Here is an 11,891-nt window from a genome sequence, read left to right as displayed (position 1 = left end):
ATTATGAGTCAGGCAACGATACGCGGGGCATTAACGGTAGGAATGGGGGTAGTAGCATGTGCAATAGGCGCAGTTTTTTTATCGGCAGGAGGGCTGTTACACGAGCCAGAGGAGGTAGTAACGGTTGATGAAGGTCCGCAAACCGGAATGGTTGATTCTCTTGAAGTACAGGAAACAGATGAGATAGAACTGTCTCCTGCGGAAATGACACGCTATGCGTCCGGCGAGACACTCTTTAATAGCAACTGCGCGCAATGCCATGCGGTGCTGGATAGGGTAGTAGGTCCCGCATTAGCCGGGATTACCAAGCGCCGACCTGAAAAATGGATCATACGATGGGTGAAAAGTCCTGCCAAAGTCATTGCTAGCGGCGACTTATATGCAGTGAAACTGTATGAAGATTATGAAAGGCAGCAAATGCCTAGTTTTAATATGTCAGACCAAGAAATCAAGGACATTATAGTCTATATCAAAACGCAACAAAACGCTGGAATGCTAGCCCGCAATTAAGCTGCGTCTGCGGCTGCCTGACTTTCTCCGGCCTCAACCCTATATTTGCTACCCTCCCCGACCTACACCATCCCCGTGACCGACGCCGAATTCGATATTCTCGACGAACTATATTTCGTCACATCTTTTGCTGAGTTGAGCCGCAAAACCACCCTTGCCGCTCCTGTTGTGGAAGAAAACCTGCGCAGTTTGCTGGAAAAGGACCTCATCCGCAGCTTCTGGCCCGATGCCGATACCGAGCTGGCCTACGAGCCCACATCGTTCGGCGCCATCTGCCGCGATGCATTCTTTCTGGCCTCCAAGGAAGGGCTGCTGCAACACAACACCCGCTAACTGTGGCCGCACCTACCGCTTCCGCGCCCACTGTAGCGGCAGCCGCCCGGCCGCCCAGCTACTACGTGCGGCAGCGGTTGCTGCAAAACCGGCCCGCCATGTTTGGACTGGCATTTATTGGGCTGTGCACGCTGCTGGCGCTGCTGGGCTACTGGGTGCTGCCCGACAACTCTCCCAACGCCAACAACGGCCTGGTGCAGTTGCAAAAGGAGTCGCCGGGCTTTCAGGTTACCATCTTGAAGCTGCCATTGCCTACAGCCGCCCGCGCCGCCGCTACCAATAACCCGCTGCGGACGTGGTGGCAGGGTAGGGCCCGCCAGTTTCAGGAGGTGCCGGTAGGTGGCCGCCCTACCTTCACCACCGATTCGGCCTTTTTCCCGGCTTACCAAAACCACAGTGCCCTGCCCGACCCACCGCGCCGCTACGGGCTGCGGCATTTGGCCGGCAAAGACGGCTTGCCTGCCGAGCTGCAACAGTTCATCCTCGCTGAGCGCGTGGAGCAGCGCACCTACTGGCTGGGTACCGACAAGGCTGGCCGCGACGAGCTAAGCCGCCTGCTGCTGGGCACGCGCATCTCCCTGGGCATTGGCCTGGTTGCCGTCCTAATTTCGCTGGCCCTGGGCATGCTCATCGGAGCCGTGGCGGGCTACGTGGGCGGCTGGGTCGATAGTGTGTTGCTGGGGCTGATGACGGTGGTGTGGAGCATCCCGGGTATTATGCTGGTGATTGCTATATCGCTGGCTCTCAATAGTAAAGGTGTGTGGGTGTCGTTTGTGGCGGTGGGCCTGACGATGTGGGTAGACGTAGCTCGTGTGGTGCGCGGCCAAATGCTGAGTCTGCGCTCTGCAACGTTTGTGGAGGCCGGACGCGTATTAGGCCTACCCCAGCGCCGGCTGATAGCCCGCCACTTGCTTCCTAATATGATTGGCCCGTTGATTGTGCTGGCGACCAGCAACTTCGCCGCAGCTATTCTGCTGGAGGCTGGACTAAGCTTTTTGGGCCTGGGCGTGCAGCCCCCAGCCCCGTCGTGGGGATTGATGGTGAACGAGGGCTTTCAGCTCCTGGGCACCGAGGCCGGCTTGTGGCTCACACTGCTGCCGGGCCTAGCCATCAGCCTACTGGTGCTGAGCTTCAACCTGCTCGGCAACGGCCTCCGCGACGCCTATGACCCTAAAACACCCGTAGCCAATGTCTAACTATATCTCTCCCGAAAAGCGTCTGTTTCTGAAAGAGCGTGAGCTGGGTGCCCTGCTGGAAATCACCCAGGCCATCACGCTCGACTCGCCGGAGGCCGCGCTGTACAAAATATTTCAGTTCACCCTGCTCGGTCAGCTCAACATCCGGCGCATGGTGCTCTATGTGAAAGAGGAAGGCCAGTGGCAGTGCGTGGTAAGCTTTGGCGGTGGCTTGGTCGATTTTCATCGGCTACCCCTGCCTGAGCATATCCTGGCGCACAGTCCTACCCAACCCGTACCCGTGGCCGACCTGGATCTGGGCGAAGAGTGGCACCAGCTGGAACTATTGATTCCGGTGCAGCACCGGGGCGAAACCCTGGCCTACGTGCTCATCGGCAACGTGCACGACGATTACGTGCCCGAGGAGGCCACCAAGTTTCTAGAAACGCTGAGCAACATCCTGATCGGGGCGGTTGAAAATCGCCGCCTGGGCCGGCAACGCGTAGCGGCGGCCGCCATGCGAAAGGAAATCGAGATTGCGCAGGAGGTGCAAACCATGCTGTTTCCACGCAGTCTACCCAACGACGAGGACGTGGCCGTGCACGCCAGCTACGTGCCGCACACCGCCATCGGGGGCGACTACTACGACGTAGTACCAATCAACAAAGAACGGTTCCTGTTCTGTGTGGCCGATGTGTCGGGCAAGGGCGTGCCGGCCTCGTTGTTGATGTCGAACTTCCAGGCGGGCTTGCGGACGCTGCTGCGCCAGCAGGCCGATCTGGCGACCATTGTGGCCGAGCTGAACAACCTGATCTACCGCAATGCCGTGTCTGAGAAGTTCATCACGGCTTTCTTCGGTATCTACAACCGCACCACGCGCGAGCTGGAGTACGTAAATGCGGGCCATAACTCGCCCATTCTACTCTGCGACGACCACCACCACGAGCTGCTGGCCGATGGCACCACCATGCTCGGTATTTTTGAGGAGCTACCCTTTCTAAAAGTGCAGCAAACCAAAGTCCCGCCCCGCTCCCTGCTACTCACCTATACCGACGGCCTTACGGAAGTGTTTGACCATGAGGTAGAAGAGTTTGGCGAAGAAGGTGTCCTCAACTTTCTGCGCCGTTCGCGCTACGTGCCGCTGCCTACTCTGCATCGCGAGCTGCTCCAAGAAATCGAAGTCTACAACAGCGAAGGCAGCCACTTCGCCGACGACATCACCATTCTCACGTGTCGGTTTAAGTAAGCTAGTGAAATAGTAAAAAGCGCGTAATGCCTTCCTATTTTTGAAGGCATTACACTGATAGCTCTACATCAGTAGACTTCTCCAGCCATGTCTGCATCCGAATCAGGATGGCTATATTGATGAAAAAGAAGGAGCCGACTTTATCGGTTTCTACTAATTCGTTCAGCAGTAGGTGGAAAACGATAATTACAAAGGACAAGCTGCTGGCCAGCACAATATAACGTTGCGCGGGTAACTGGCTGCGGTGATAAAGTCGCTCACAGAGTAGCAGCGTAGCACCAACCAGCAGCGTAAAAAGCAGAAATCCCGGCACACCTTGCTCCGCCATCAGCAACAAGAAGTAGTTGTGCGTAGTGGAGCGCTCAGGATTGCGGCTGACGTAGGTATGAAAGCTCCAGACGGTATAGCGCTTGTATTCAGGGTAGAACGTGCTGGGGCCACTACCCATCCATGGGCGGTCAGCGACCATGTGACCGGCTGCCACCCAGCGGTACACGCGCTCCATTCCCGACATATCTTCGAGCTTGTACGTTGCCTCCAAGTGCTTCTCAAAATCCTGTCCGTTGAAGACAGTACGCTCAAAGCTAGGGGCATACCGCAGGTACGTGTTATTATGCACCAAGTAGTAGGTTAGGCCGATGGTACTCACCCCTACCCCTATCAGCATCAGCCGTGTGAGGCGATAGCGGATGACGAAGTAGCACAATGCCGCGATGGGTATTGACAGAAGCGATGCCCGCGTAAAAGACCCTAGCAACCCAAGAAAAAGCAGTAGCGTGGCCACTCCCCAGAGCCAGCGCGTACGGCTGCGACCCGCCGCGCGCATACCATACAAGGCGTACGGTAACAGCAGTGCCAGCACCGTGGCGTAGATAACGTGGTTGAGGTAAAAGGGCTGAATGGCCCAGTTAATTGTATCGAACGAAAAGCCTCGCGTGGCGTGGCGTACCAACGTGTACACAACTGTGAAGCACACGCCGCCCAGATAGAGCGCACCAATGCGCCATACCCGGTTGGGACGGGTAAGCAGCAGCAGAGTACCGAACAAGAACGGCCCCACATACCACAGCTTCGCCAGCAGAAACTTCACTGACTTCACCATGTCAACCGACGAAAGCATCGTCAGGATAGCCCAGCCGTAGCCTAGCGCCAGCAGCAGCAGCAGCGGGTGGCGCCACTCCCGGCGGGGTAGGGCGCCGGGGTGTAGCAGCAGCGTTAGGCATACATTGCCCAGCAGCAGCAGCATAAGAGGCTCGGAGGGCATGTCGAGGCTGAGGCCGCCGGCCAGGCCGCTGATTTCATACGAGAAAGGTAGCGTGCACAGGAAGGCATAGTATAGCAGGCGCCACTCCACAGCAAAAGCCGCGCCCACTAGCGTGGCCAGCGCAGGTAGTAGCCATAGAGGCGAGCCAGCTAGTAGCGCCAATACGCCTCCTGGCAGTAGCAACAGCAAAAACAGCACAAATACGCGCTGAAGTTGGTCGGCGGGGCGCAATAGCTGCAACAGGCGACTCATGCGGGCGAGGCACTTGAAGCGGGTGCTTGATTGGCACGATACAGCTCCAGCAGCATAATCAGCAACAGCGACAACACAAACGTGACCACAACTGACCCGGCCACAATAAGGCCACGTTTAGGAGAGACTTTTTCGCCGGCAGGGTACGCCGGCTGTATGATATACAGTGAGAAGCTACGATCCTTAAGCACTAACGTGGCAGTATCGTACGCTTCTTGTAGCTTATTGAGGCGCTTCTGCACGCTGTCGAGGCGGATATACATACTGCGTAACGTATCGATGCCTTCTACGTAGCCTTCAAGGTTCAGGGTGTTGCCACCATCGATTTTAGTGAGGCCCCGCAGTGCCCGGCGCAGGCCCGCAATTTTAGCTGCTGAAGCACCGCTACCTTCTGCTTGCCGCAACTCGTTTTCAGTGCGGATAATTTCTCGTATCAGGTAGCGTGCCTCGTCCTCCATACCAAAAATGCCATAGTGGTAGCGTGCCTCTATTAGACGGTTGTGTAGCCTTATCTGCGTTTTTTTAAGCGCCGGATAAAGCTTGTATTGCTCTATCGCTTCGTAGTGTGTGTGCAGGGTAATACGTTGATTGGCTGTGTCAATGGCCGCCACCAATGCATTTGCTACCGTGGCCGCTAACTGTTTGTCTGCGTCTTTAAAGGAAGCTTCTATAACGTCGCGCTCGTTGTGCACGAGTGCCATATGCTGCTGAAACTGCTCAACGGCCGCCTCCTTGGCCGTTACGTCGCCGGGCTGTCCTATGCCATAGTGCTCTTGCAGGCGAAACCGCTGCACTAAGGCTTGTGCCACTGGCTGTGACTGTCCAATGGTAAGAATGCGGTCTAAATCTTCGCCGCGCGTACTGGGTTGGTTGTTATCCGGGTTGGCCGGGTAAAACAGTACTGTCGACTTGTAAATGTTTGGTAAGAAGAATGTAGCCAGTAGGCTGACGACAAAAGCCAATCCTACTGCAGCACCTAGCAACGTTTTCCAGCGGTTAATAACAGGCCACACATCGGGCAGTGAGTATGAGCGAACAGCCATAGAGGAGTTTAGGCAGAGAACAGAACGGGCGAGCTAACACGGTACACCGGCAGCAGGGTAAATATACTAGTAAACTTGGTGCCACCTAGTACCCTCATGGTAGGTGGCAGGCCCGATAATAGCACTGCGTAAACGGCTATGGAGTGTTCCTCTTACTTGATTAAAACTACTTTTTAAAGCGGCAGGTAGGATTACGAATAGCGGCTCTTAGGCAGGTAAAACAGGTTATTGTTTGCACTCGTATTAGCTTAGCAGCCATTTTCAGCTTCTGTTCTTCATACGTATCAAACGCTTTCTCGGAAATATCGGCTTTGTAGTGCTGCTCAATGTGCTAGTGAAACCCAGCTGGGTAGTAGTGGAGAATCTGGTGCAAGACCGAATTGGACACGTAGCGTTTGGTACCTACACAGCACTATCATCGCTCGCCATTATTTTAGCTACCTTCTCTGATATTGGCCTCACGCACTACACAGTGAAACGGATAGCTGGGGAGCCTGAGTACCTAGCTACCTACTTTCCGACTATTTTGCCGCTGCGCGGTGCACTGAATGTAGTGGCTCTGCTGGTGCTGCTGGGGGTAGGGTGGGTAGTTGGCTATCGGGGTTTGCAACTGGGAATGCTGGCCGTTATTGGCGGAGCGCTGTTGCTTACACAGTACGGTCAGTTTCTGCGTGGCACGTTGCAAGCGCATCAACGCTTCAATATCGACGCCTTGCTCTCGGTATTAGAGAAGGTGCTGCTGCTGGGGCTAGTGCTGCTGCTGCTGCCAATGGGGTTATCCCTACAAGGCTATATATGGGCACGGTTCGCCACGGCAGCTTTCGCGGCTGTGCTGCTCTATGGGCTGATGGTGCGCTTTTTTGGGCGGGTGCGCTACCGGTGGCAGTGGACGCACGCTCGTCAGACGTTGCTGGAAACGCTGCCTTTCGCCTTGATCACCCTGCTTTACGGAGCCAACGAGCGCGTAGATATGGTGATGCTGGAGCGATTGGCCTCGCCTACCGAAGCCAGCTACTACGCGGGGGCCTACCGTTGGGTGGATGCAGTGATGATGTATGTCTGGACCATCATGCCTCTATTTTTCGCGCGTTTCGCGGCCGCTTCACACAACCGTGCCGAACAGCGCAACCTTCTATGGTTTGGACAACGGGTAGTAACCCTGCCACTGTTGCTAGCATGTGCATTTGTGTTGTTTCGAGGCGAACTGCTGTTTTGGCAATTCACGCATAGTACCAGTGTCGAAATAGATCGTATGACGCTGTGCCTGAAGATTTTATTCTTAAATGTGCTGGTACAGGCGTTTTTTTCTGTCTACAGTTCACTGCTGAATAGTACGCATTACGTTCAGACAGTTAGTTGGCTAGTAGCTCTAAGCCTAGGGCTCAATGTTGTACTAAATGTGTTGTTACTACCTTCTTATGGCGCCGCAGCAGCAGCTTTCAACACTCTGCTGTGCGCTGCCCTAGTATCTGTAGGGTATGTATGGCTGGTGCATTACCGGGCTCAGGTAGCCGTACCCTGGAACCTGCTAGCCCGTTTGCTAACGGCATTTGTGCTCTTGTGCGCTGGTTGGTATGGGTTGCAACACCTATTCGTGCTTCCGTGGCTAGTAGAATGCGTTGCGGCTACCATAGGCTTTTGCGTTCTCAGCGTAGGGTTAGGGCTAATACCATTGGCTGAGGTAAAGCTTTTTTTACAGCGCTCAACAAATCTAAAGTCCTAACTAACATCGATTTCCACTCACCTCTTATTCTAGGCCGATGAATACAGATATGCTTTATTCTTTGCAGCGCGTCGAGCGGCTAGCTGCAGCATCCAAATTAGTGAGGATGGTACAAATGCCCGTGCGTTATGTATACGCTATCGGGTTCCGGATTCTGCGCTATCGATTTGGTAAAAGAGGGGTGGCTAAGCGAACGATGACCTTTTTTGGGGTGCCTATGACAGTTATACTACCTGCTAGTACCGATATCTATTTAACCGGTGGCAAATCGCACAATTCTGAAATTCGGTTAGCTAAGCTTCTAATCCGGCAACTGCAAGCAGGTGCGGTCTTTATTGATGTAGGAGCGCATTTTGGCTATTTTGCCTTGCTAGCCGCCCGTTTAGTTGGGGCCCAGGGGCGAGTCGTGGCGTTCGAGGCATCAGAAACTACACACGCAGTGCTCAGTGCCAACGTGGCGGCCATGCCTGTTGTGCAAGCGCATCATCTGGCTGTATCAAATCAGCAGGAAATGATTTCCTTTTATGAGTTTCCAGTGCTGTATAATGAATATAATTCATTGGATGTGGCACAGTTCATTAAGGAGAAATGGTTTCAAGAATCTAAACCCAAACGAATTGATGTACCTGCAGTGACTCTAGATAACTTTTTTGCCTCGTCTACTCTTGTGCCAGATATTATTAAAATAGATGTAGAAGGAGCAGAATTAAAAGTCATTCAAGGAGCGACAGAACTATTACGTCGTACAAAACCAATAGTAGTACTGGAATATTTGTCACCCGAACGCCATAATCAAGATCATCAGCAGGCGGTGACTCTATTACGTGAATTAGGATATCAGGCCAAGTCTATTGCTACAGATGGAGCTTTGGTTTCCTGCTCCGATCTAAATGCTTATTTGTATGCGCAACACGTTGACTCTGATAATTTTGCTTTTGTAAAAGAATAAATTGCTTTTTGATAACGCTTAAGTATTGCTCATTTGCACATTTCTGTCAACGTCCGCTTTCTGCTACCCGGCGACAAACTGGAAGGCATTGGTCGCTTCACTTACGAAGTGTTGAAGCGGATGGTAGTGGCACACCCCGAGCATACATTCCATTTTCTCTTTGACCGACCATATGATGAGCGGTATGTGTTTGCCAGCAATGTGGTGCCGCACGTATTGCTGCCGCCGGCTCGGCACCCCCTTCTGTTTGTGGCTTGGTTTGAAGGTGCTGTAGCCTTGTGGTTAAAATTGAACCGGCCTGCAGTCTTTCTAAGCCCCGATGGCTTCACTACCTTGGGCACACGCATACCACGCCTCACGGTGATGCACGATCTAGCCTTTGAGCACTTTCCGCAGGATGTAATGGGGCTGGTACGGCGCTATTATCAGTTTTTCTCGCCGCGCTTTGCGCGTGCTTCGGAGCGGCTGGTGGCCGTGTCGGAGGCTACGCGCCAGGATATTGTGCAGACATACGGCATTGCGCCCACCAAAATCAGTGTGGTCTATAATGCTGCCGATGCCTGCTTTCGACCCCAGCCCCAGGCTACGCAGCAGGATACCCGCGACCGATTTAGCGCGGGCAAGCCGTATTTTCTGTTTGTGGGCGCATTGCAGCCGCGCAAAAACCTAGTGAATCTGCTGCGCGCCTTCGACCAGTTTAAAACTGCTACTGGTTCTCCTATGAAGCTGCTCATTGTGGGGCGCACCGCCTGGAAAGCCGGGCTTATCTTCGAGGTGTACCAGCAACTGCAACACCGCCACGACGTGCACCTCACCGGCCGCGTGACCGATGCCGAGCTGGTGCAGCTGTATGCCGCCGCGCTGGCTACCACCTATGTGCCGTATTTTGAAGGCTTTGGTATCCCTATTGTGGAGGCGCAGGCCTGTGGTTGCCCGGTTATCACCTCCAACGTCAGCTCCCTACCCGAGGTGGCTGGCACCGCCGCCCGCCTTGCCGACCCATTTTCCGTGGATAGCCTAGCCACGGCGCTAATCGAGGTGGCAGGCAACGCCAACCTACGCGCTACGCTGGTGGCGCAGGGGCTGCAAAACGCCCGTCGCTTCTCCTGGGATGCTAGCGCCGCCGCGCTGTGGACCGCGCTCAGCGAAATGCTGAACGAATAAGGAGAGGTAAATAAGTTGATTGGCGCAGGAACACAAGATGTTATAGCTCGTCGATGCTGGCGCTGTTTGTTTCATCTTTGCTCAGTCAACGAGGAGACCTAACTATCATGTCTTGAGCGCATACACCGACAACGTACTACCTTTAGAATAACGACTATAGCCTATGCGTATATTCCGAATGCCTGCGTTGGTTCGTCGTCTGGTGCCGCAGGGACAGTGGCAAATGCCAGTAGCTGCCGGGGAAAAGACGCTCTACCTCACTTTCGACGACGGCCCTATCCCCGATGAAACGCCCTTTGTGCTGGAACAATTGGCCGGGGTAGGAGCGCAGGGTACCTTCTTCTGCGTAGGAGACAACGTAGCGCGCTACCCCGACGTGGCCCGGCAGGTGCTGGCTGGCGGCCATCGGCTCGGCAACCACACCTACCACCACCTCAACGGCTGGAAAACGCCTCCGGAAGAGTACCTCGCCAACGTAGCACGCTGCCAGCAAACGCTCGATAGTCTGGCCCCCCCTGTTGTTGCGGAGGGGCGGCCGCTACTGCGGCCGCCCTACGGGCGCATCACCCGGCCATTGGCCCACACCCTGGCTGCCACACATCAACTCATCATGTGGGATGTCTTAACCTACGATTTCGATGCCACTTATGCCCCCGAGCAGTGCCTACGCACTGCCTTGCGCTACTCTCGGACGGGTGCCATCGTCGTATTTCACGACAGCCTGAAAGCCAGCCGCAACCTGCGCTATGTGCTGCCGCGCTACCTGCAACATTTCGCCGAGCGAGGGTATCAGTTTAAAGCGTTGTAGATGAGGGTAGGGGTATGCGCTGGGTAAACATTCGTACCACACCCAATCAGTAAAAATCAGCTTATAGAGGAACTGCGTAGCAACCGACGGCGATACCAACCCAACTACCATCCTGCTACTGCTCCGCAACTTGGACTACAATATGATCTGGCTGATTTCCTATTTTGTCTTCTGGTTTTTGCTGATGGGGGTGTCTACGGGGGCGTTGGCGTGGCGGCGCGGAAGCCAGCCCCAGCCGTTGCCCAATGCGTTGCCTCGCGTAAGCATCCTGATTGCCGCCCGCAACGAGGAAGCATCGCTGGGTCGCTGCCTGCAGGCCATCCGGCAACTCCACTACCCCGCGCACCTAGTAGAAGTGCTGGTAGGTGATGACGGCAGCACCGACCGCACCCATGCTGTGGCCGAGGCTGCTATGCAAGGCTACACGGGCAGCTTCCAGTGCCTTCCTATTGTTGATACGCTGGGCACAGCCCGCGGCAAGGCCAACGTACTGGCCCACCTCACCCGCGCCGCTACCTCTGATTACTTCTTCATCACCGACGCCGACATTGCCGTGCCGCCTACCTGGCTCACAGGCCTGCTGGCCCATACCGCGCCGGGGGTAGGCACCATCACGGGCCTCACGCTGGTGCAAGGGCCGCGCCTGTTCGACCAGTTGCAGGGCTTGGACTGGCTGATGTCCCTGGGGCTGGTGCAGGTAGTGTCCGACTGGGGCGTGCCCGTGACGGCCATGGGCAACAACATGCTGGTGACCCGCGCCGCCTACCAGGCCACTGGCGGCTACGAAGCGCTACCCTTTTCCGTCACCGAAGACTATGCGCTGTTTAAGGCCACATTGCAGCATGACTTCGGGTACCGCATTCTGTTTCGGCCGGAGGTACTGGCCGAGTCGTTGCCGCAGCCCACGCTGCCGGCCTTGCTGCACCAGCGGCGGCGGTGGATGCGCGGAGTAGAGCAATTGCCGTGGTGGCTGCAAGCTAATCTATTGCTGTACAGTGGCTTTTATCCGGCGCTGGCAGTGCTGTTTTGGCTAGCTGGGCCGGCCGCCGGATGTAGCGTATGGGTAGTCAAACTACTGTTGCAGGGAACGTTGGCGCATGTATGCTACCGGCGGGCCGGGCGTCGGGCACCGCTGCTGCTGGTGCCAGCGTTCGAGCTATACACGCTGCTGGTGGCCGGCTGCTTGCTGGTGTTCCGGCTATTGCCCGTACCGTTTGTGTGGAAGGGTAGGAAATATTGAGTGCTGAGTAGATAAGTATTGAGCCTTGATTGGCGTCCAAAATACTCCTTGGCTGCGTTACGGCCAGGGCTACGCGCGCTGGGTTCCCTGTTGCTAAAGGTAAAGGCTGCACCCACCCCAAACTAGTCTCCTCTGGGCAGAACTGCCACTGCCATAATTAGCTCCAATGTGGGCTGCTTACCCA

At 55.3% G+C, this 11,891-nt stretch carries 11 protein-coding genes; 9 read left to right on the top strand and 2 right to left on the bottom strand.

Annotated elements, in window-relative coordinates; all coding sequences use genetic code 11:
• The first annotated feature begins 3 nt into the window (after positions 1-3).
• The 4 genes from J4D97_RS07930 to J4D97_RS07915 are packed head-to-tail and all read left to right on the top strand — an operon-like array spanning position 4 to position 3,264.
• Positions 4-510 carry a cytochrome c gene (locus J4D97_RS07930; RefSeq protein ID WP_208307107.1) on the top strand — a complete coding sequence of 169 codons (507 nt, stop codon included), beginning with the start codon at positions 4-6 and terminating at the stop codon, positions 508-510.
• Positions 511-555: 45 nt separating this feature from the next.
• Complete coding sequence (locus tag J4D97_RS07925; protein ID WP_208307106.1) at positions 556-843, top strand: hypothetical protein; 288 nt, start codon at positions 556-558, stop codon at positions 841-843.
• 2 nt (positions 844-845) lie between these two features.
• Positions 846-2,039, top strand: a complete 1,194-nt coding sequence (locus J4D97_RS07920; RefSeq protein WP_347879331.1) for an ABC transporter permease — start codon at positions 846-848, stop codon at positions 2,037-2,039.
• Positions 2,032-3,264, top strand: coding sequence for a PP2C family protein-serine/threonine phosphatase (locus J4D97_RS07915; protein WP_208307105.1), 1,233 nt, complete (start codon positions 2,032-2,034; stop codon positions 3,262-3,264). The genes J4D97_RS07920 and J4D97_RS07915 overlap by 8 nt, the downstream gene beginning before the upstream one ends.
• Before the next feature lie 49 nt (positions 3,265-3,313).
• Here J4D97_RS07915 and J4D97_RS07910 read toward each other — a convergent pair whose 3' ends face one another.
• Together J4D97_RS07910 and J4D97_RS07905 are read right to left on the bottom strand one after the other, a co-directional pair.
• A complete protein-coding gene (locus J4D97_RS07910) occupies positions 3,314-4,780 on the bottom strand; it encodes an O-antigen ligase family protein (protein ID WP_208307104.1) in 1,467 nt (488 codons plus the stop codon).
• Entirely contained in the window at positions 4,777-5,823 is a 1,047-nt protein-coding gene (locus tag J4D97_RS07905) for a hypothetical protein (protein WP_208307103.1), read from the bottom strand. The genes J4D97_RS07910 and J4D97_RS07905 overlap by 4 nt, the downstream gene beginning before the upstream one ends.
• Before the next feature lie 268 nt (positions 5,824-6,091).
• Here J4D97_RS07905 and J4D97_RS07900 point away from each other — a divergent pair, with 268 nt between their 5' ends.
• The 5 genes from J4D97_RS07900 (at position 6,092) to J4D97_RS07880 (ending at position 11,707) form a co-directional block, all read left to right on the top strand.
• Complete coding sequence (locus J4D97_RS07900) at positions 6,092-7,546, top strand: oligosaccharide flippase family protein (protein WP_279592429.1); 1,455 nt, start codon at positions 6,092-6,094, stop codon at positions 7,544-7,546.
• 37 nt (positions 7,547-7,583) lie between these two features.
• A complete protein-coding gene (locus tag J4D97_RS07895) occupies positions 7,584-8,495 on the top strand; it encodes an FkbM family methyltransferase (protein ID WP_208307101.1) in 912 nt (303 codons plus the stop codon).
• A gap of 33 nt (positions 8,496-8,528) precedes the next feature.
• Complete coding sequence (locus J4D97_RS07890) at positions 8,529-9,659, top strand: glycosyltransferase family 4 protein (protein WP_208307100.1); 1,131 nt, start codon at positions 8,529-8,531, stop codon at positions 9,657-9,659.
• Positions 9,660-9,822: 163 nt separating this feature from the next.
• Positions 9,823-10,467: a polysaccharide deacetylase family protein gene (locus J4D97_RS07885; RefSeq protein WP_243900202.1), complete on the top strand. Its 645-nt coding sequence runs from the start codon at positions 9,823-9,825 to the stop codon at positions 10,465-10,467.
• A 130-nt stretch (positions 10,468-10,597) separates the two neighbouring features.
• Entirely contained in the window at positions 10,598-11,707 is a 1,110-nt protein-coding gene (locus J4D97_RS07880) for a glycosyltransferase (RefSeq protein ID WP_208307099.1), read from the top strand.
• Positions 11,708-11,891: the final 184 nt, after the last annotated feature.

Source organism: Hymenobacter defluvii (assembly GCF_017589435.1).
In the GTDB taxonomy this organism is placed as follows: domain Bacteria; phylum Bacteroidota; class Bacteroidia; order Cytophagales; family Hymenobacteraceae; genus Hymenobacter; species Hymenobacter profundi.
The sequence above is the reverse complement of the archived record's forward strand: the minus strand, read 5'-3'. Positions and strand labels throughout refer to the sequence as shown.